This window comes from Aeromonas sp. S9(2024) (assembly GCF_041403185.1).
Lineage (GTDB): Bacteria > Pseudomonadota > Gammaproteobacteria > Enterobacterales > Aeromonadaceae > Aeromonas > Aeromonas enteropelogenes.
Genome location: NZ_JBGLRE010000004.1, coordinates 102,585 through 124,029, shown reverse-complemented (window position 1 = coordinate 124,029; position 21,445 = coordinate 102,585). Strand labels below are relative to the sequence as shown.

16 protein-coding genes are annotated in these 21,445 nt (G+C 58.3%); 10 read left to right on the top strand and 6 right to left on the bottom strand.

The genetic code is table 11. The annotated features are described in order from the left end of the window. Window positions 1–17 precede the first annotated feature (17 nt). Window positions 18–518: a hypothetical protein gene (locus ACB028_RS08925; protein ID WP_223377575.1), complete on the top strand. Its 501-nt coding sequence runs from the start codon at window positions 18–20 to the stop codon at window positions 516–518. Between the two features lie 69 nt (window positions 519–587). Here the strand turns inward: ACB028_RS08925 and ACB028_RS08920 are convergent, their stop codons facing one another. Beyond that, on the bottom strand, window positions 588–2,297 hold the full coding sequence (locus ACB028_RS08920; RefSeq protein WP_371144079.1) for a glycoside hydrolase family 36 protein: 1,710 nt from the start codon (window positions 2,295–2,297) through the stop codon (window positions 588–590). Between the two features lie 168 nt (window positions 2,298–2,465). On the opposite strand from ACB028_RS08920, the gene ACB028_RS08915 reads away from it, so the two are divergent. The 5 genes from ACB028_RS08915 to asd all read left to right on the top strand — a co-directional run bounded on the left by ACB028_RS08915 (window position 2,466) and on the right by asd (window position 7,617). Then, on the top strand, window positions 2,466–2,822 hold the full coding sequence (locus ACB028_RS08915; RefSeq protein WP_026457331.1) for a CidA/LrgA family protein: 357 nt from the start codon (window positions 2,466–2,468) through the stop codon (window positions 2,820–2,822). After that, complete coding sequence (locus ACB028_RS08910; protein ID WP_124238175.1) at window positions 2,819–3,505, top strand: LrgB family protein; 687 nt, start codon at window positions 2,819–2,821, stop codon at window positions 3,503–3,505. The genes ACB028_RS08915 and ACB028_RS08910 overlap by 4 nt, the downstream gene beginning before the upstream one ends. A 175-nt stretch (window positions 3,506–3,680) precedes the next feature. Next, window positions 3,681–4,574, top strand: coding sequence for a cytidine deaminase (gene cdd / locus ACB028_RS08905; RefSeq protein WP_061477431.1), 894 nt, complete (start codon window positions 3,681–3,683; stop codon window positions 4,572–4,574). A 356-nt stretch (window positions 4,575–4,930) separates the two neighbouring features. Next, window positions 4,931–6,196, top strand: coding sequence for a D-amino acid dehydrogenase (locus tag ACB028_RS08900; protein ID WP_026457134.1), 1,266 nt, complete (start codon window positions 4,931–4,933; stop codon window positions 6,194–6,196). A 308-nt stretch (window positions 6,197–6,504) separates the two neighbouring features. Beyond that, window positions 6,505–7,617: an aspartate-semialdehyde dehydrogenase gene (gene asd, locus ACB028_RS08895; RefSeq protein ID WP_026457135.1), complete on the top strand. Its 1,113-nt coding sequence runs from the start codon at window positions 6,505–6,507 to the stop codon at window positions 7,615–7,617. Between the two features lie 258 nt (window positions 7,618–7,875). Here the strand turns inward: asd and fdhD are convergent, their stop codons facing one another. The 5 genes from fdhD to ACB028_RS08870 all read right to left on the bottom strand — a co-directional run bounded on the left by fdhD (window position 7,876) and on the right by ACB028_RS08870 (window position 14,480). Continuing rightward, complete coding sequence (fdhD, locus tag ACB028_RS08890; RefSeq protein WP_026457136.1) at window positions 7,876–8,691, bottom strand: formate dehydrogenase accessory sulfurtransferase FdhD; 816 nt, start codon at window positions 8,689–8,691, stop codon at window positions 7,876–7,878. Between the two features lie 12 nt (window positions 8,692–8,703). Beyond that, window positions 8,704–10,800: a sigma 54-interacting transcriptional regulator gene (locus ACB028_RS08885; RefSeq protein WP_371144078.1), complete on the bottom strand. Its 2,097-nt coding sequence runs from the start codon at window positions 10,798–10,800 to the stop codon at window positions 8,704–8,706. 369 nt (window positions 10,801–11,169) lie between these two features. Beyond that, on the bottom strand, window positions 11,170–11,487 hold the full coding sequence (locus tag ACB028_RS08880) for a hypothetical protein (RefSeq protein ID WP_371144077.1): 318 nt from the start codon (window positions 11,485–11,487) through the stop codon (window positions 11,170–11,172). Between the two features lie 198 nt (window positions 11,488–11,685). Continuing rightward, a complete protein-coding gene (gene fdhF, locus ACB028_RS08875) occupies window positions 11,686–13,830 on the bottom strand; it encodes a formate dehydrogenase subunit alpha (RefSeq protein ID WP_371144076.1) in 2,145 nt (714 codons plus the stop codon). 44 nt (window positions 13,831–13,874) lie between these two features. Further along, window positions 13,875–14,480 carry a 4Fe-4S binding protein gene (locus tag ACB028_RS08870; protein WP_371144075.1) on the bottom strand — a complete coding sequence of 202 codons (606 nt, stop codon included), beginning with the start codon at window positions 14,478–14,480 and terminating at the stop codon, window positions 13,875–13,877. Window positions 14,481–15,062: 582 nt separating this feature from the next. Here ACB028_RS08870 and ACB028_RS08865 point away from each other — a divergent pair. The 4 genes from ACB028_RS08865 (at window position 15,063) to ACB028_RS08850 (ending at window position 21,385) form a co-directional block, all read left to right on the top strand. Then, window positions 15,063–17,531, top strand: coding sequence for a hypothetical protein (locus ACB028_RS08865; protein ID WP_371144074.1), 2,469 nt, complete (start codon window positions 15,063–15,065; stop codon window positions 17,529–17,531). Between the two features lie 350 nt (window positions 17,532–17,881). Then, complete coding sequence (locus ACB028_RS08860) at window positions 17,882–18,547, top strand: 4Fe-4S dicluster domain-containing protein (RefSeq protein WP_371144073.1); 666 nt, start codon at window positions 17,882–17,884, stop codon at window positions 18,545–18,547. Further along, the gene (gene hyfB / locus ACB028_RS08855) at window positions 18,547–20,430 is read left to right on the top strand and encodes a hydrogenase 4 subunit B (RefSeq protein WP_371144072.1); all 1,884 of its coding nucleotides are present in this window, start codon (window positions 18,547–18,549) and stop codon (window positions 20,428–20,430) included. Before ACB028_RS08860 ends, hyfB begins: the two co-directional genes overlap by 1 nt. Window position 20,431: 1 nt before the next feature. Continuing rightward, window positions 20,432–21,385, top strand: coding sequence for a respiratory chain complex I subunit 1 family protein (locus ACB028_RS08850; RefSeq protein WP_371144071.1), 954 nt, complete (start codon window positions 20,432–20,434; stop codon window positions 21,383–21,385). The last annotated feature ends 60 nt before the right edge of the window (window positions 21,386–21,445 follow it).

Here is a 21,445-nt window from a genome sequence, read left to right as displayed (position 1 = left end):
CGGATACTTGTCTGCCTATGCCTTCTTTGCGCACGCTGTCTGGATTACTGGCTCTGCTGCCCCTGTTTGCCCAGGGCGCCTATCGTTTCGATGTCCCGGACTACCTTGCCCGACTGCCGGAGCAGACCTATCAAATCGTGGCCCACAGCTTCAACACCCTCTACGAGAAGACCGATTTTACCCCCCAGATCACCAACAGCTACTTCAACGACTCCCCCCTCTACAAGTTTGTCGGGGTGCCGCTGGCCATCAGCGCTCACTCGGGCTTCCAGCTGGAGGTGTTCGGGCAGGCCTACAACCGTGCCTCCCAGGCCTATGTGCACCTGAGTGAGGACATGTCCCTCTATCGGGTGATGCGGGTGGATTTGATCGGCAACCCCAACGATCAGCTTGCCATCGGCTTTGGTCTCGGCGTGCCATTAAGCTCGCAACTGACCCTCAAGGCCATCGTTTCCAACAACGACATCCCGGGCTACGGCTCCGCCAATTACGCCGTCGGTTTTGAGTGGCATTACTGACCCCATTGAAAATCTCATAGAAAAATCAGGCTCCTCACGGAGCCTGATTTGTTTGTCACTGCGTCTTGATCAGAGGTAGCGGATCACTCGCCCCTCGCCCCCTTGCAGGGTGATCGAGGTGCCAACCGGCTGTTCATCCCAAAAATCCACTCCGCCTTCTGGCAGCAAAAACTCCTGGGGCAGTGCCTCCCAGTTGAACAGGCAGAGCAACGTCTCGCCACCTGGCAGGCTCACCTCGCCGCAGGCGAAGTCCATCGACTCGAAACGGGCGGAAGGGGCGCGGGCCGCACACAGGGCCAGCAACCGCTTGAGCTGCGCCCCCTGCGCCTCGTCAAGATCCTGCAGCCTGTCTCCCGCCAGCATCATGCCGCCGCTTGCCACCAGCGCCGCCAGATGGAAGTGGTAATCGGTGGCGCTGGCCTGCTGACTCGGCAGATCCCGCAGGCAAACGCAGTCGGGATCCAGCGCCCACAACCGATCGTTTTGCCAGGCACGGCAGAACGCCTCGCGGGCTATCTGGCGAAAACGGGGGCCGTGGCGCTCCACGTCGTCGCTCACCCGCATGCCGTGCACCAGCCCCAGGCTCGGCCAGATGGGAGCGTTGCAGCCGAGCAGGAAGGTCCCCTCGCCCGCCCCGCGCAAGATGGCGGCCATGCCGCGCCGATAGGCCTCGACCCGGGTGGCGGACGGGTCGTGGAACTGGCCGCCGTGAATGGCGCCCCAGAAGTTCGCATCGAGCTTGAAGTAGTGGATGCCCCACTGCTCGTGCAGGGTACGAAACACCCGTTCGAGATGGGCCTGCACCTCGGGATGGGTGCCGTCCAGCACATACCAGGGAGTGCAGCGCCAGCCGCCGTAGGTGACCCGCTCGGAAGGCAGCGGCAAGCCGTCATCTCCTTTCACGAACCAGTCGGGATGCTCCAGAAAGACCTGCGAGGTGGGCTCGGCGATAAAGGGGGCGACCCAGAGGGCGGGCTCGCAGCCAGCGGCGCGGATCTCTGCGGCCAGCGCCGCCACCCCTTGCTCGAATTTCGCAGAAGGGGTGAGCCAGTCCCCCATTTTGGCCTGATAGCCATCGTCTATCTGCACGTAGCGCAGGGCCGGGAAGCGCTCGGCGCGCACCGCCAGGTTCTCGCGAATGTCGGTGGCGCTCACATCGCTGTAGTAGTGATACCAGGAGCACCAGCCGCTGGGGCGAGTGGTGACCTGGCCGATCAGCGATCCATGCTCAGCCTCGATCAGAGTCGCCAGCTCGGCCAGCAGATCCTCACGCTCCGGCCCTTCCAGGCAGATCAGCGCCTCGCTCTGCCAGTGCTGGCCGGCAGGCAGCAGACGATCCTCGCAGTTCATCAGGATCTGCAGGCGACCATCGGGATAGAGGCGAAACTCGCCGCCAAAGCGGTGGCAGCTGGCAAAGGCAAGCAGCAGCCAGCCCTTGCCGTGCTCTACCAGCAGCAGGTTGTGCACGGTGTGAAAGCCTTCGTCACCCGTGATGCGATAGACACTGGCATCGGGGCAACGCCCCACCGGCTGCGGCGATTGCCAGCTGCCCATGGTCTGGGCCAGCATCTGGAACCCCTCCCCATAGATGGAGACATCGGGCGAGAGGCCGAGCTTGCCGTCAAACAGCACCCAGCGCCCCACCGGGGTATCGTCACGCCCCGTGTTGTCGAGGCGCACCCGGCACAGGGGGCCATCCCATTGGCGGGTTTGCAACAAGTGCGCGGGCAGATCATTATCGGTCGCCAGCTGGCGGATACGGGACAAGAGGGATGTCATCACTACTCCTTGTAGTTCGAAAAGGGTTCTATCAGACAATTTTCAAAAACGAAACTTCAATTAAATCAGCTTCAAACGAACTGATTTCAGCTGTTATTGTTTTAATGCCGCGACCCGGCCTCTCTGGTAAACTGCGCTTTTCTTCACAGTTATCAGGAAGGGGCTCACGTGATCGCGCAACGTGCCTTGCTATACCTTCGTGACTTTATGGTCATCGTCGCCTGCCTGCTGGCAGGTAAAACCGTGGCAGCCATCCTGCCCTTCGCCTTCCCCGGCAGCATCATCGGCATGCTGCTGCTGTTCGTGCTGCTCTCGCTGCAACTGGTGAAGCTGCAGTGGGTCGAGCTCGGTGCCGGTCTGCTGCTGCGCCATATGGGGGTCCTGTTCGTGCCGGTGGCCGTAGGCCTGGTGGCCTGGCTGGAACCCCTGCGCCAATCCCTGGGCCTCATCATGCTCTGCATCGTGGTGGGCATAGTGCTGATCCTCGGCACCGTCGGGCACCTTTACCAGAGGATGAACAAATGATCTTCTGGCTCGCCATTCCCCTGACCCTGGCACTCTATTTTGCCACCCGGGCGCTCCATCGCCGTCTGCCCTGGCCCATCATCAATCCGGTGCTGGTGCCCACCACCGTCATCATCGGCCTGCTGCTCTGGCTTGACCTGCCCCTTGAGCAGTACGAAAGCGGCACCCGCCCCATCACGGCGCTGCTGGAGCCCGCCGTGGTGGCGCTGGCCCTGCCGCTCTATCAGCAGGCACGCCAGATCCGGGCCAGGCTCAAGCCCATCCTAGTCTGCACCCTGGCCTCGGTATTGATCTCGGTATGTACTACCTTGCTGATCGGTCATTTTATGGGCGCCGACCCGGCACTACTTGCGTCCCTGATCACAAAATCCATCACCACGCCGCTGGCCATGAGCGTGAGCCAGTCCCTTGGCGGCATTCCCGCCATCGCCGCCGCCGTGGTGGTGGTGGTCGGGATCATCGGCGCCCTGATTGGTTATCCACTGCTCAAGCTGATGCGGGTCACTGACCCCGAGGCCCAGGGGCTGGCTGTAGGCGCCTGTGCCCACGCCATCGGCACCGCCACCTCCGCCGAACAGGGCATAGTCCAGGGGGCCTTCTCGTCGCTCGCCATGGTGGTGTGCGGCATTCTCACCGCCGCCGTCGCGCCACTCCTGTTCACCCTCTATCACTGGCTGAGCTAAGCCTTCGTCAGGCGGGCCTGCGGGCCCGCCCGTGCGACCTGCCGCACAATTTGCACAAGACAAACGTTTCCATTACTATCCCGCTCCGTTTGCCCGTCAGGGCGTGAGCAAGCTCACACAATTCACCGAGCTTGCTCCCTACAATGGCCCCCCAATTGGCCTTTGAGGACACACTATGCATCCCCGTTTTGCCAAGCCACTCGATACCCTGCCCGCCCCGCTCAAAGCGGCGCTGCTGCCCATGCTCGACCCTGCCGACGGCAGTGCGTTCAATGCCCGTTTTACCCCGGATCAGGTCGCTACCCTGAAAGCCGCCAGCGGCCTTGATGATCGCGCCCTGCGCCTGGTTCTGCTGCCACTGGCCGCCGCCTGCTCGGTCGCCCCTATCTCCAAGTTTTTTGTCGGCGCCATCGCCTGCGGCCTGAGCGGCACCTGGTATTTCGGCGCCAACATGGAGTTCGCAGGCCAGGGGCTGTTCCACTCGGTGCACGCCGAGCAGTCCGCCATCTCCAACGCCTGGCTGGGTGGCGAGACCGGGATCAGCGAGATCACTGTCAACTACACCCCCTGCGGCCACTGTCGCCAGTTCATGAACGAGCTGAGCACCGCCAAGACCCTGCAGGTTTCCCTGCCCGATGATCTCAGTGCCCTGCAATCCTTCCTGCCCCACTCCTTCGGACCGGCGGATCTCGATATCACAGATGCCCTGATGAGCCCGCAGTCCCACGACGAGCTGGCCCTTGAGAGCGAAGATCCGCTCTGGCAGGCCGCTCTGGCCGCCGCTCGCCAAAGCTATGCGCCCTACAGCCAGGGTTATGCCGCGGTGGCGCTGCAATTTGCCGATGGCCGCCTCTTCTGTGGTCGCTACGCCGAGAACGCTGCCTTCAACCCCAGCCTGCCGCCGATGCAGATGGCCTGCGCCCATGCGGTGCTGAACGGTGCGGATCTCGCCACCATCCGTCGCGCCGTGCTGCTGGAGAGCAAAAACGGCCAGATCAGCCAGCGCGACGCCGCCCAGTCCACCCTCAAGGCACTGGGATCGGTCGAGCTGGAGTACTTGGCCGTCTAACCGGCTACCTTGACCTCTATTGCCAAAGCCCCCGCATCCCGGATGCGGGGGCTTTTTTTATCTGGATCCGCCCCCTTTGATACTCAACGAACTCCGTTGCTCCTCATGCCCAAAGTTCAACTGAATCGCCGTCACGGCGGGTATCGCACGCCTGTTCCGGCCACTTGCAAGTGACGCCATGCAAAGGCACCCAACTTGTCGCACTAAATGCCAGAAAACCAACAATCAGCAACATTGAAAACCAGTTAAATAAATGTAAATAGATATTTATACCAATTATATCTTACCCAGTTGAATATACTGTGGCGGCTGATTAAGGTGGGGGCCTTATCAAGGCATCAGTCAAGGAAAGACGTATGGAGATAGTGGTACTCGGGGGTGGCGTCATTGGTGTAACCAGCGCCTGGTATCTGGCAAAAGCGGGCCATCAGGTGACCCTGCTGGAGCGGCGAGAGGGGGTGGCGCTTGAAACCAGCCACGCCAATGCCGGCCAGATCTCCCCCGGTTACGCTGCCCCCTGGGCGGCCCCCGGCATTCCCCTCAAGGCGGCCAAATGGATGCTGCAAAAGCATGCCCCCTTCACGGTGCGCCCCACCGCCGACCCTTTCCAGCTGCGCTGGATGCTGAAGATGCTGGCCAACTGCACCCCGGCGGCCTATGCCACCAACAAGGGGCGCATGGTGCGCCTAGCCGAGTACAGCCGCGATTGCATGAAGGTGCTGCGCGATGAACTGGCCCTCGACTACGAGGGGCGCCAGCTCGGCACCCTGCAACTGTTTCGAAGCCAGGCCCAGCTGGATGCCAGCAAGCGCGATATCGAGGTGCTGGAAGAGTATGGCGTCCCCTACCAGTCGCTGGATGACAGCGGCTGCGAGGAGGCCGAACCGGCCCTGGCACGGGTGCGCGGCAAGATAGTGGGCGGCCTGCGTCTGCCTGGCGACGAGACCGGCGACTGCTTCCGCTTTACCAAGGCGCTGGCGCTGGAAGCGCAGAAACTCGGGGTCAAATTCATCTTCAACTGCGATATCGATGAGATTGAGGTCGCCCATGGCCGCGCCGTGGCAGTGCGCGCCGGTGAGCAACGATACCGTGCCGATGCCATCGTCTGCGCCCTTGGCAGCTACGGCACCGGCTTTCTGCGTCCGCTGCTGCGCCCGCTCGGGCTGGAGCTGCCGGTCTATCCGGTCAAGGGCTACTCCCTCACCCTGCCGATGACCAATCCGGATGCGGCCCCCCGCAGCACAGTGCTGGATGAAACCTACAAGGTGGCCATCACCCGTTTTGACGAGCGGATCAGGGTCGGCGGCATGGCGGAGCTTTCGGGCTACAACCTGGTGCTCAACCCCAAACGCCACGACACCCTGGCCATGGTGGTGGGCGATCTCTTCCCCGAAGGGGGGGACATCAGCCGCGCCGAGTTCTGGACCGGCCTGCGCCCCATGACACCGGACGGCACCCCGCTGGTGGGCCCAAGCCCCATCCCCGGGCTTTGGCTCAACACCGGTCACGGCACCCTGGGCTGGACCATGGCGGCAGGTTCTGGCCAACTGCTCTGCGATCTGATCAGTGGCAGTGCAACCGCCATCAGCGACGAAGGGCTGACCCTGGCTCGCTACGCCTGAGTCGCCCCAGGCTCCATCGGCAGGCCACCTTATGCAGGTGGCCTGCCTGTTTTTTCATCTCCGCCTCTCCCCACCTCTTTTATGCGCCGCTTTTTCCACCTCCCTACGGTGTTCGCGCCGCTGGATATTGCAGCGAACGACACAGAATATTGCGCAATTCGACTTGCGCCCGCCGCCACAATCCGTAATGTGGACAGACACATTTTTCGCAACTCGTATTTTGTAACCAGCTTGTAAATGGCCGGCGCCATACAAGGGGTCACGGGATCCACAACGCATTATTAAGCAGCTATCCAGGGTAGGACATTATGAAAAAAGTAGGTTTGGTCGGTTGGCGTGGCATGGTGGGATCGGTTCTGATGAGCCGGATGCAGGAAGAGCAGGATTTCGCCCATATTCAACCTACCTTCTTCACCACTTCCCAGGCCGGTGAGGCCGCCCCCAACTTCGGCGTCGATGCCGGCACTCTGCAAGATGCCTTCGACATCGAGGCACTGGCCAGGCAGGAGATCATCATCACCGCTCAGGGCGGCGATTACACCAAGGATGTCTATCCGCGCCTGAAGGCCGCCGGCTGGCAGGGTTACTGGATTGACGCCGCCTCTTCCCTGCGCATGGAGCAGGACGCCGTCATCATCCTGGATCCGGTCAACGGTGACGTCATCGAGCAGGCGCTGAACGATGGCATCAAGACCTTCGTTGGCGGCAACTGCACCGTCAGCCTGATGCTGCTGGCCCTGGGCGGCCTGTTCAAGGCCGATCTGGTGGAGTGGGTGAGCGTGGCCACCTATCAGGCCGCCTCCGGTGGCGGTGCCCGTCACATGCGCGAGCTGGTGACCCAGATGGGGATCCTGCGCGACGAAGTGGCGGTAGAGCTGGCGGATCCCGCCTCCGCCATTCTCGATATCGAGCGCAAAATCACCGAGAAGACCCGCTCCGGCACCCTGCCGGTGGACAACTTCGGCGTGCCGCTGGCCGGTGGCCTCATCCCCTGGATCGACACCAAGCTCGACAACGGCCAGAGCCGTGAAGAGTGGAAGGGCCAGGCCGAGACCAACAAGATCCTGGGGATCCAGGATGCCGCCATCCCAGTGGATGGTCTGTGCGTGCGGATCGGCGCCCTGCGCTGCCACAGCCAGGCGTTCACCATCAAGCTGAAAAAAGATGTGCCGCTGGCAGAAATTGAATCCCTGCTGGCCTCCCACAACGACTGGGTCAAGGTGATCCCCAACGATCGCGACATCACCGCCCGCGAGCTGACTCCGGCTGCCGTCACCGGTACCCTCAGCATCCCGGTGGGTCGTCTGCGCAAACTCAACATGGGCCCCGAGTACCTGGCCGCCTTCACCGTGGGTGATCAGCTGCTGTGGGGCGCCGCCGAGCCCCTGCGCCGCATGCTGCGCATCCTGCTGGCCCGCTAATTCGCCGCGTCAATGCCAAAAGGGCGGGGAGTCACACTCCCCGCCCTTTTTTACGGCCTCTTGCTGGTGATACCTTTGCCTGTCACTTGCACCTGATGGCACAGGGCAAGCCGCGCCCATCACGCCTTAGCGTTTCTGCCCCATCCCTGTGGGTGTATCCCTGCCCTGTTCCACCCACTCAACGCCAATGTCAGCACTGAATGTCACTACTGATGCCTGTGCCCATCCTGGCGAAGTAGTCAGGCTCCAGGCCCGCACTTATGCCAGCACGATACGCTGGCAGCCGCTGTAGATCTCGGCGCGCCCCGGGCGACAAAACCCCACCAGGGTGAGACCGGTCTGCTCGGCCCGCGCTACCGCCAGTTCGGTGGCAGCCGAGATGGCGAGCAGGATCTCCACCCCGGCGCTGGCGGCCTTTTGCACCATCTCGAAACTGGCGCGGCTGGTCACCAGGATGGCGCCATCGCGCCGGCCGGTGCGACACAGGTGGCCCACCAGCTTGTCGAGCGCAATATGGCGTCCCACGTCCTCGCGAATGGCGAGGATATTGCCCGCCCCGTCCACATGCACGGCGGCGTGGGTGGCGCCGGTACACTGTCCCAGCAGCTGCAGGGGGCGCAATCCATCCAGCACCTTGTCGATAAGGCCCACCGCAAAGCGCTGGCTGTCCGGCAAGGGGGGCAAGGTGCGCACCACCTGCTCCAGGCTCTCGCTGCCGCAGATGCCGCAACCGGTGCGCCCCGCCAGGGTGCGCCGCTTCTCTTTCAGGCGATAGATGCAGCGATTGGCCAGGGTGATGTGCAGCTCGATGCCCTGACAGCCATTGACCTGCTCGATGTCGTGAATGTCGTGCAGGCCGTCGATGATCCCCTCACTCAGAGAAAAGCCGATGGCAAAATCCTCCAGATCGGCGGCCGAGCACATCATCACGCTGTGGGCGATGCCGTTGTAGACCAGCGCCACCGGGGTTTCGCAGGGCAGTTGCATGGCACTGTCGGTGGTCACCTCACGCCCCTGATAGTGCACCACCTCGCGCGGCGCGGCGCACCGGAACACGTCACTCTCTTGCCACATCTTGTTGCCGCCTTATTCGATGATCCTGGGATCCTTTGCCGAAATACCGAGCCGCTTCATTTTCGAGAGCAGGGTGGTGCGCTTCATGCCAAGACGCTGGGCCGCCCCCCGGGCACCGGCGACGATGCCGTTGCTCTCCTTGAGCGCCGCGATGATCGCCTCGCGCTCATCCTCCGGCCCCTGCCGGAACAGGGGGGCATCGGGCTCGTCATAAACCAGGGTCTCAATCTTGTGATAGCCCTTGAGGGGCAGCAGCTCGTCGGGGGAGAGATTGAGCACCTGACCGCGGGTCATCACCACGGCCCGCTCGATGATGTTCTCCAGCTCACGGATATTGCCGTACCAGGGGAGCGACACCAGCATCTTCATGGCATCTGCCGGAATAGCGGTGATGGTACGGCGCATCCGCTTGGCGATCTTCTTGATAAAGAAGTTGACCAGCAGCGGTATGTCTTCGCGCCGCTCGCGCAGGGGCGGCAGCTCGATGGGAAAGACGTTGAGCCGGTAGTAGAGATCGCTGCGAAAGCGCTTGTTCTTGACCATGGAGAGCAGATCGCAGTTGGTGGCCGCCACCAGTCGCACGTCCACGGCGATGGGGTTGCTGTTGCCCACCCGCTCCAGCTCGTGCTCCTGCAACACCCGCAACAGCTTGGGTTGCAGATCGATGGGCATGTCCCCCACCTCGTCGAGGAACAGGGTGCCCTTGTGGGCCCGCTCGAAGCGGCCGATGCGCTGGGTCAGGGCGCCGGTGAAGGCCCCCTTCTCGTGGCCGAACAGATCACTCTCGATAAGGCCGGTGGGAATGGCGGCGCAGTTCACCTTCACCATCTCCCGGCTGCTGCGGGCACTGAGTTGATGAATAGCCTGGGCGATCAGCTCCTTGCCGGTGCCCGTCTCCCCCAAAATCAACACGGTGCAGTCGCTCTCGGCCACCAGCCGCACCTTCTCCATTACGCTCGCCATCACGGGGCTCTGGTAGATGATGTGGGAGAACTCTCCCCGCACGGTGGGCTCGCCAATGCGAAGGGTCTTCTCTTTCGCGCCGTTGGTGTTGGAGATCTCCTGCTGCGCCTGCACGTTGTTCATGGCGATCGCCGTGCGCGCCGCCACCTGTTCGAGCAGGGAGATGTCGATATCGACGAAGAAATCCACCTCCGGGTGGGAGAGGATCAGCACCCCCAGCAGATTGCCCCGGTAACGCAGCGGCAAGATGCAGGAGCTGTTGGCCTCGGGGGGCAGGATCTGGGTGGCGAAGCGGCAGTGGGCGTTGCAGCCGTGGCCATGCTCGCGGTAGATGAAATAGGGTTCGCTGTGACCAAGGGCCCCCTGCAGGCAGTTCTTTTCGAAACAGGAGTGGTCGATGATGCCGGGCTGCTCGCTCTGGCTTTCGTTCACCAGATAGCTCTTGAAGCTGTCGGAGGTGGCGTTGTATTCGGCAAGACAGAGGCTGCTGATGGCAAAATGGTGCTGCAGGATGGCAAACAGGCTTCTTGGCAGCTCGGCGATGCGCACCAGTTTGATCACCGCATTGGTCACGTCCACCAAAATCTTGCAGCTGTCGCGCTCAAGGCGCAGGGAGTGGGCCTGCTCCAGGGTGCGCTCCTTGTCCTGCACGTTCTCCAGCGCGATGGCGATGATGGCCGCCAGCTGGGTCAGTTTGGCCAGCACCTCCATGTGAAAGGCGCGAGCCTCGCGGCTGATGAACTCCACCCCGCCCAGGTGGCTGCGAGCGGTGGTGATGGGCAGTTGGCAGTAGGATTGCAGGTCATCATAGACGGGGGTGCTCGCCAACAGGGCGCAGCGGTTTTCAAAGCGGGCGGCGGGCAGGATGATCGCCTGCTCCCTGGAAAAGTGAAGGTCGGCCTTGCGGCAGACGAGGTGCCTTGGGCCCCTCTCCCCCATATAGCAGAAGATGGCCTCCTCCCCCGTCCCCTGGTTGAGGATCAGGTTGACCCGGATCACGTCGTCGAAACAGACGTCTATCTTGTTGAGTTTCTTGATGAAGTCATCGAGCGTCACGGCCGACAGCAGGCTTTTTGAGAGCAGGAGGAAACCGTCATCCCAGATGGGGGAGATCTCGTCCAGCGGGATGGCACTCACATTCAGCATTACGGCCTCACATTGGATCAGTGTCAGTCACAGAGCCGGCCTGCCATGCCGTGGCATACTGATTCGCCATAGCGACCGGATATAACAACAAGGGGTCGCCCTCATGCTGCTGACAAATATTGAATGGCATGATGCTTTATCAAATGTTGCAATTCAAAACGGGCACGTAACGAACAATAACAAAAGATAACATCGTCAGCGTCGATATATTCAAAGCTGGCGTGCCATCATAATGAAGCGGCGGGTTCATTACAAATCAGGCTGAATATTTTCTCGCGCATTTGTGCACATTTAATCAAGCTCGCGATTAAATAACTAATAATTAATTCAAGAGTGCCGCCCGAATTATTTGACGCTGAGCAATCTGGCTCACTGGCACTGATCACCCTGGCCCTGCTGCCACTGCAGATGTCCACTTTTCAGCCCACCCAGGATAAAGAGCGCCGAACAGCCCTGAAAGGCCATCAGCAGCCAGCTGGCGTTGTCGGCCAGCTCCTGCGCCACCGTCCGATGAGTGAGGTAGACCAGCAAAGTGATCAGCCCCAACAACAGGGCGTTGATCAAGGTGGTCGAGACGAAGGCGATCAGCCAGGCGATGGTGGTACTCAGCGCGGAAAATACCCCGTGCATGGCCAGCCGCGCCGCCATGAAACAGCCGAAAAAACCAAAGCCCAACAGAAATATCATCTCGTCTTGCCAGATATAACAGCCAATACCCAGCAATATTGCGACGAAATAGCCACAAATATAAAAGATACCGAATAACCGGTTGATATCATGTTGCATGATCTCACCCATATCGAAATTGAACCAAGACAAGGGTGACCGACTCACAAGATGAGTCGGTCCCTTATTTTTTATCTCCCCAAAGAGAGTGGTTGCCAATTACCCTTTGGCGGCGCTGCGCAATTTTGCCTTGAGCGCGCTGTACTCGGTCTGGACGTAGACTTCTGCCTCGGCCTGATCCGCGATGCGCTCAATTTTTACCGCGCAGTATTTGTACTCAGGGGTGTAGGAGACGGGGTCCACGTGCTCGATGGTGAGCTCGTTGCAGGCCCCGATCCACCACTGGTAGGTCATGTAGACCACCCCGGCGTTGACCCGGTCGTTGTAGTTGGCCCGGGTGATCACCTTGCCGCGGCGCGACGAGATCCAGACCAGCGCCTGATCCTTGACCCCGAGTTTTTGGGCATCGCTCGGGTGGATCTGCACATAGCCGGGCTCGTCGGCCAGGGTCTGCAGCGCCGAGCAGTTGCCGGTCATGGAGCGGCAGGAGTAGTGGCCGACTTCGCGCACGGTGGAGAGCACCAACGGGTACTCGGCGCAGGGCTGCTCCCGCGGCGCGCGCCACTCGGCGGCAATCAGCTGACCCTTGCCGCTCGGGGTGCTGAACACATTGCCCTCGAACAGGGTGCTGGTACCCGGGTGATCCTCGGTTGGGCAGGGCCACTGCACACACTTGAGATCCGCCATCTTGTCGTAGCTGACCCCGGCGTAGAGCGGGCAGAGTCCGCGCAGCTCATCCCAGATCTGCTCGGTGTCGCGATACTCCATGGGATACCCCATGGCGGTGGCCATCAGCGAGAAGATCGCCCAGTCCGGCTTCACGTTGTCCGGCGGCGTCACCGCCTTGTAGAAGCGCTGGAAGCCGCGATCCGCCGAGCTGTAGACCCCCTCGTGCTCGCCCCAACTGGTGGCGGGCAGAATGACGTCCGCCATCTCGGCGGTCTGGGTCATGAAGATATCCTGCACGATCACCAGCTCCATCCCCGCCAGGGTACGGCGGAACTGACCGAGATCTGCCTCGGTCTGGGCCGGGTCTTCCCCAAAGATGTAGAAGGCCTTGCACTTGCCCTCCTCCACCTTGTGGCCCAGCTCCGTCAGGCGATAGCCGGGCTTCTGGGAGAGCGCATCAACCCCCCACGCCCTGGCGAACTTGGCGCTGATCTCGGGATCGCTCACCGACTGATAACCCGGGAACTGGTGCGGCAGCATCCCCATGTCACAGGTGCCCTGCACGTTGTTCTGACCGCGTACCGGCCCGCAGCCGGTGCCACGGCGACCGAAGTTGCCAGTCAGCAGCGCAATACCCGCGAGCCCCTTGACCACGTCCACCGCCTGACCGTACTGGGTCACTCCCATGCCCCACAGGATCATGGAAGCAGGCGATGCGGCATAGGTGCGAATGGCGGCGCGGATATCCGCTGCCTTGAGGCCGGTGATCCCCTCCACGTATTCCGGGGTGTACTTGGCCACCGTGGCCTTGAAGGTGTCGAACCCTTCGGTGTAGTTGGCGACGAACTCTTTGTTGTAGAGCCCTTCGTTAATCAACACGTTGGCGAAGGCGTTGACCAGCGCCATGTTGGAACCGTTTTTGAGCGGCAGCCACTGATCGGCGATGCGGGCGGTCTCCACCATGCGGGGATCACACACAATCACCTTGGCCCCGTTTGCCTTCGCCTTGAGGATATGGCGGGCGACGATGGGGTGAGAGTCAGCAGCATTGTAACCAAACACCAGCAGGCATTGGGTCTCTTGAATTTCGGGAATGGCGTTGCTCATGGCGCCGTTACCTACAGTTGTCTCCAGACCGGAGACTGAGGGTGCGTGTCACACCCTCGCGCAGTGATCGACGTTGTTCGTCCCAAGCACTGCGCGGGCAAATTTCTGCATCACATAGTTGGCTTCATTGCCGGGGCCACGGGCAGAGCCTGTGGTCATGATGGCGTCCGGGCCATATTTCGCCTTGATGGCAGAGAGGCGGCTGCTGGCGAACTCGATCGCTTCATCCCAGGAGACGGCTTCGAGCTTGCCACCGCGCTCGCGGCGGATCATCGGGCTCTTGAGACGGGGGGTCAGCAGGTTGGTGTCGTTCAAGAAATCCCAACCGTAATAGCCCTTGAGGCAGAGTTGCCCCTCGTTGGTTCGGCCGTTGGCGCCTTCGGCACCCACCACCTTGTCGTTTTCAACCAGCAGGTTGATTTTGCAACCGGTGCCGCAATAGGGGCACACGGTAATGACTTTTTTCATGACTCACACTCTTTTATTAACGAAAAATGTTCGATAAAGCCCGCTCAGACCTGCGCCGGGATATGGCCTGCCAGCAGGGCCTCGGCACTGGCCAGCTGCTTCTGCCGGTTCAGGGTGTCAAGATGCGCCGGCGTAACCAGCCGCAGCGCCTGGGTCGGGCACACCTCGACACAGGCCGGGCCCGCCTCGCGGTGCTGGCAGAGATCGCACTTGAGCGCCTGTGCCTTGGTCTGCGGCCGCTTGAAGAGCGAATCGGCTGCGGGGGCCACCTCTTTCACCACCACCGCCATGGCGCCGTAAGGACAGGCCACCACGCAGGACTTGCAGCCGATGCAGCGCGCTTGCAGCACCTTGACGCAGCCATCCTCGGTCACGATGGCGTTGTTCGGGCAGGCCTGGGCACAGGGCTTGTCTTCACACTGGCGGCAGAGCACCGGCGTGGTCACCTTGCTGCCCACGATGACTTTGAGGCGCGGCTGAAAGTAGTTGTCTTTCGAGACCAGATGTCCATCCTCGATGGCAAGATGCAGGCCGCCCTCCCGCGCAAGGGTCCCGCTGCAAGACCCTGACTGGTGTGAAACGGCGCACGCCACCTCACAGGTACGACACCCAATACAGAGACCGGGATCGGCAATCACGAAGCTGTTCATAGAGAGGGATCCTAAATGGTTCGTTACACCCGACCGCCCTCACCCACCAGGCAGGCAAAATGCGGCCAGCCCCCCACTAGGCATTTATCAGGCCAACACGGGCCAAGGGTGCGATAAAAAATCACAAGAAACTGAAAATAAAGGAATAATCAGAAAGATAAGCGTGCTGAATGCCACTACTGACGAGGGTGACGACGGGGTGGGAAGTGTGATCGACACGACAAAAGTGACGAGCTCGACACCGGCTGACTAACCCCTGCCCGCGTGATGAACGGAGGAATAAACAACACCAGCAGAAAGGATGCCGAGGCCGCTAGTTGTTTGGTTTTACTATCGCCCCAGTCCAGCTGCATCAAGCCAAGTCGAATAATAAACCAGCGCATATTGATAAATTTATTGAGCCAGCGCGGGTTTTCAGTTCCTGCTCCTTCAGTTTCTCACCTGTCAGGTTACTATGTGCCACTTGGAGACTGGTTCCGAAGGGACACCTCAGGGAATCACGAGTTCAGTCAACATAAGTTCAATACCGCAAACTAAATATAAAAATCTAGGTTGCAGTATTAGAAGATGCAGGGATATATAATGAAAACAATGCATGAATGTGAGCAATCTTTAATAAAGCTAATTGAAGAAAACTCAGATATTGAAAAAATAAGAAATGAGGCACAAACAAGACATCATATTATAAACAAGATAATTACAGATGTTTTTGCATGGCCAGATGAGCAAATTGAAGTTGAAGACTATGAACAAAATACGTTTACAGACTATGAACTAGGATCTCCAAGGCAAGTAATTATTGAAGCAAAACGAGAGGGCCGAACGTTTGAAGTCCCTGCTGGATTATCAACGAAAAATATTATTGACCTACCATCATTATTAAAGCCTCAAGGAGATTTAAGTAATGCAATTAAGCAGGTTCAACATTACTGTGCTTCTCGAGGAACACCGATTGCTGTTGCTACGAATGGGCACCAATATATTTCTTTCATAGCAAGCAATCAAAATGGTTGTTCTCCTCTTGATGGAAAAGCACTAGTTTTTGATAGTCTATCTAATATGCTTGATAATTTTACTCTAGCATGGAATATGCTGTCATATTTTGGAGTTAAAGAGCACCGCTTAATAAAATATTTAGCTTCTGATGTGAAAGGAATACCTAATAAGCTCTCATCATATCTCACCATGTATCCCAAGGTGAGATATGCAAGTGAAATTCAAACATCACTACGTCAAATATCAGAGTTGATAATCCAAGATGCTCTAGAAAGCACAGAAACCGAGGAGATTTTTTATAAAAAATGTTACTGCGAGAGTGGTGCACTTTCAAAATATGCGCTATTAAGCAAAGAAATGATCCAAGCTCGTTATGCTGCTTTATTTAGCGATAATGAAACCTCACCTAAAATCACTTCCGTAAAGCCAGACAAAAAAGAACATGGATTAGACCCTAGCATAATGGCAGAAGCTCTATCCAAAAGACCAATTGTACTGATCGGTGATGTGGGCGTTGGCAAAACATCTTTTGTAAAAAATCTTATTTACTCTAGTGCTTTTAAAGAATTCAATGAAGCTATATACATTTATATTGATTTAGGTGCAAAAGCCACGTTAGCTAAAAACCTTCAGCAATTTATTTTAAATGAAATTGAAGAGCAATTGCTTTGCAAATATAAAACCGACACTTCAGAATTAAAGTTTGTAAGAGGCGTCTACTCAAGAGACATACAGAGATTTGCTAGCGGCATTTGGGGTGGACTCCGAGATACAAATAGAGAAAAATATGAAGAAAAGCAATTAGAAATGCTATCAGCAAAAATAGATAATAAAGATGAGCATTTAAAAAACTCTATTGCACATTTATCCAAGCAAAGTAAAAAGCAAGTAATCATTTGTATAGATAATGCAGACCAAAGGGACTTTGACACACAACAACAAGCCTTTGTCATTTCTCAAGAGTTGGCTAAAGAGTGGTGTTCACTGGTCTTCATATCTGTGAGACCACAAACTTTCTTTAAATCAAAATCCTCAGGAGCGCTAACAGCTTATCCTCATAAAGTATTTACTATTTCCCCACCAAGAATTGATCAAGTTTTAGATAAAAGGCTTCAATTTGCCCTTGAAATGTCCGAAGGTAAAATTCCATTGGAAAAAGCTGAGTTCGTAAGAATTAATATCGACAATTTATCCATTTTCATAAAAATTTTACTCGAATCATTGAGAAGAAACAGGTCACTTGGTGAATTTATAGAAAACATCACGGGGGGAAATGTAAGACAAGCCCTTACTTTCATAACTGGGTTTATTGGAAGTCCTAATGTGGAAGCAGAAAAAATCATTAGAACATATGAGAAAGAGGGTAGATATATCATTCCTGTACATGAGTTTTCAAAACAAGCTCTATTAGGTGAATTTTCTCATTTTGATCCCAACACCTCTTTAGCAATGAACATTTTTGATATATCAATAGCCGATGAGTCTGAGCATTTCCTTGTCCCATTTATTCTTGCCATTTTATCAGATAAAAGTGAGCTACAAGACCGCGATGGCTTTTGTAACACAAGAGAAATAATTTCAGAAATGCAAGCTACTGGGTACATACCAACACAAACAGAACACGCTTTAAGAAGAGCGACGAACAAAAAACTAATTGAAACATCACAACGTTTCACATTTGATGAAGATGAAACAGGCTTGATTGGTGAAATGCCCGCAAAGTTTAGAATTACATCAACAGGGCAATATCATCTTAAACGTTGGATAAGTGACTTTGCATATTTAGATGCAATGCTGTTTGATACACCTATATTCAATCCTGAAATAGTAAATAACATGCGTGCAGCATGCGAATCATTCAACATTGAAGATCGGTATAATAGAACTGTAGCGTTTAGAGAATACTTATTGAGTGCTTGGAATAGGCTTGTCATAAAGCCTAGTTACTTCGATCTTGTTGAAGCTTTAAAAATGGGGGAGTCATCGTTTGATAGTGTAGAACGAGTAGTGGAAACAAACGTTTTTAAATCTCATGATTATCCATTAAAAGCATAATACCGTAGGGTGCAATAAGCGCAGCGCATTGCACCGCTTGAAGAACTTTTGAGAAAGGGTGCAATTCACTTCGTTCATTGCACCCTACCCTTATCTCCCGTTTCGCTATCAGTCCCACGCGCAGACCCTTCCTATTGAGACGCCCTGTGTCGATCACGGCTCTTTCCCTTCGTCACTAGTGACGAACGTCACAGTTCGACATCTACCAACCTTCTTGCTGCGCTCCTATCTAAAAAATAAATTCATTTAAAAACATAAACTTATAGTAATAGTTCATGCCAAATCCATATTGGCCCGCATTTTGCCATCCAGCGCCTACTCCATTCCTTCGCGACACGACAAGGTAGGCTATGAACCGCTTCGTTATCGCTGACCCCAAGCTTTGTATCGGCTGTGGCACCTGTATGGCTGCCTGTAGCGAGGTACACAAGGCGCAAGGTTTGCAACAAGCCCCCCGTTTAACCGTTATGCGACACGAGCAGGCGACCATGCCGATTCAGTGCCGTCACTGTGACGATGCCCCCTGCAGCAAGGTGTGCCCGGTCGAGGCAATTCGCCAGACCGGCGATTGCGTGCAACTCAACGAGTCGCTCTGCATCGGCTGCAACCTCTGCGCAGTGGCCTGCCCCTTTGGCGCCATCCAGAGCGGCGGCAGCCGTCCGGTGGCCGTGGCCACCAGTTACGACACCTATATCCCCTGCTCCATCCGCTCCAGCAACCCCTCCACCTCCGCGGGCCTGCGCTGCTTTGGCGAGGATCTGCTGAGCTGGGAGCCGGGCGTGCGCAGCATCGCGGTCAAGTGCGACCTGTGCGAATTTCGCGCCGATGGCCCGGCCTGTGTCGGTGCCTGCCCCTCCCAGGCGCTGAAGCTGGTCAATGACGGTGACACCGAACGCGCCGCCCGTATCCGTCGCCAGCAAGCGGCCGACACCAACCCGCAAGGGGCCTCTGCCTTCTCGGCGCCTGCCACGGCGATCCCTGCATCCGATTTATCCACCACAGAGGGAGTTCGCTGATGTTGTCCCCCCTTGTTATGGCCACACTCCTGCTCTTTTTGCTGGGCGCTGCCGCCAGTTTGCTGCTGCAAAAGCTTCCCGCACTGGCCAACCGTCTCAACAGCGGCTTTGCCCTGTTGGGCTCGCTCGCGGGCCTGGTCGCCGCCATCCAGATCTTTGCTCAAGGCACCCCCGTCGACGGCCAACTCTGGCTGCTGGGCTCGGTGCACCTCGACATGCTGGCCGCGCTGATGCTGCTGGTGATCAGCACAGTCGGCGTCGCCGTCGCCCTCTACTCCTTTGCCTATATCCGCGAATATCAGGGCAAGGGGGATGTGGCCATCGGCGCGCTGATGAACCTCTTCCTCTTTGCCATGGTGGGCATGGTGCTGGCCGACAACGCACTCGGTTTCTTGCTCTGCTACGAGCTGGTGACCCTCACCACCTACTGGCTGGTCAAGACCAACCCGGAAGCCGCCAAACAGAGCCGGCTTTACTTGGTGATGAATCATATCGGCATGGCGCTGGTATTGGTCGCCTTCTGGCTGCTCTGCCGCGAAAGCGGTTCGCTGGAGTTCGCTGCGCTGCGCGAACAGCACCTGGCGGGAACGCTCGCCTCGCTGGTGTTCCTGCTCAGCTTCTGCGGCTTTGGTCTGCGCGCCGGTTTCGTGCCGCTGCACGGCTGGCTGCCGGTGACCGAGCCCGTCGCCCCCTCCCATATCTCGGCGCTGATGTCCGGCGTGATGGTGAAGCTGGGTCTCTTTGGCATCTTGCGGGTCAGCATCGATTTTCTCGGCGCCAGCCAGCTCTGGTGGGGCTATGTGGTGCTGATCTTCGGTGCCTGCTCGGCAGTGCTCGGGGTGCTGTTCGCGCTGGCCGAGCACGATCTCAAGCGGCTGCTCGCCTACCACACGGTGGAGAACATCGGCATCATCCTGATGGGGATGGGGATCGGCATGATCGGCATCGCCAACCAGCAGCCGGCGCTGGTGGTGCTGGGGCTGCTTGGCGCCCTCTATCACCTGCTCAACCACGCCATCTTCAAGAGCCTGCTCTTTATGGGCACCGGCTCTGTGATGTTCCGCCTGCACACCCGCGACATGGACAAGATGGGGGGGCTGGCCAAGCTGATGCCCTGGACCGCGCTGGCGTTCCTCATCGGTGCCATGGCCATCTCGGCGCTGCCGCCGCTCAACGGCTTTGTCAGCGAGTGGTTTATCTATCAGTCGCTCCTTTCCATGACCAAACTCGGCACCTCTGTCGTCGCGCCGCTGGCGGTGGTGATGCTGGCGGTAACCGGCGCCATGGCGGTGATGTGTTTCGTCAAGGTGTATGGCATCTGCTTCTGCGGCGCCCCGCGCAGCGAGAAAGCGAGCCACGCCCGCGAAGTGCCGGGCGCCATGGTGGCAGGCACCCTGCTGCTGGCCGCGGTCTGTCTGGTGCTGGGTCTGGGCGCCCCCTGGATTGCCCCCCATATCGCCAGCTATGGCCAAGCCTTGGTTGCCAGCCAGATGAGTATCGCCACCGGCGCCACCCTGCTGCCGCTGGATAGCAGCCAGGCGATCCTCTCCCCGCCCGTTATCGCCATCACCCTGCTGGGTCTGTTCCTCATCCCGTTGCTGGTACTGGCCATCTTCAAGGGGCCCAAGCTCGGTCGTCGTCACGCCGGCACCCCGTGGGCCTGTGGTTACGCCTATGAGGAGCGCATGAGCCTCACCTCCGGTGGTGTCACCCACACCTTGCGCCAACTCTGCGCACCGCTCTATCGCAAACAGCCGCAGCTCGATCTGGCCAGCGCCCTGCACGGGGTGAGCGATGCCAGCGGGACGACCGGCTGGCTGCTGCTCTCTTTAATAAATGGTGTTGTGCTGGCGCTCTTTATCCTGATGGCTGTAGGAGTCTGATATGCCTGTTCTTGAAATGCCGAGCTGGGGCATGGTCGCCCTCGCCCTGACCCAGGCCATCGCCATGCTGGCGCTGGCGCCGCTCGCCACCGGTTTCAACCGGGTGCTGCGGGCCAAGATGCACTCCCGTCAGGGGCCGGGTCTGCTGCAGGATTACCGGGATATCGCCAAGCTCCTGCGCCGTCAGGAGGTGACCCCCGAGCCTGCAGGCATCATCTTCAACCTGATGCCTACACTGCTCATCGCCGCCTTGCTGCTGGTAGCGATGGCGCTGCCGACCCTGACTCACGAGTCCCCCTTCCCTATCGCCGGGGATCTCATCACCGACATCTATCTGTTCGCCATCTTCCGTTTCTTCTTCTCCCTCTCCGGGCTCGACAGCGGCAGCATGTTTGCAGGGATCGGTGCCCGCCGCGAGCTGACTCTCGGCATTCTGGTGGAGCCCATTCTGGTGCTCGCCTGCTTCATCATGGCGATGATGGTGGGCAGCTCGGATCTGGGCAATATCAGCAGTTATGTGGCGACCCAGCCGCTGGCCGCGCCCATCGCTACCCTGCTGGCTGGCGCCGCCTGCGCCTTCGCGGTGTTTGTCGAGATGGGCAAACTGCCCTTTGACTGCGCCGAAGCCGAGCAGGAGCTGCAAGAGGGGCCGCTCACCGAGTACTCCGGTGCGGGCCTCGCCCTGCTCAAGCTCTCCATCGGCCTCAAGCAGCTGGTGGTGGTGCAGCTCTTTCTGGTCATTTTCCTGCCCTTCGGCAAGGCGGCCAACTGGAGTCTGCCCGCGCTCATCGGCGCTGCGCTGATCCTCGCCTGCAAGCTGCTGGTGGCCTTTGGGCTTGCCGGCATCATCGAAAACGCCATGGCCCGTACCCAGTTCGTGCGCACCCACAAGCTCACCCGCTACGGGTTGGGGCTGGCCCTGCTGGCGCTGCTCGCCTATCTGGTCGGGGTCTGAATCATGCCCGCCAGCACAGCAACTTTTTCCGATTTCATCATTTTCGAATGCTCATTCCCG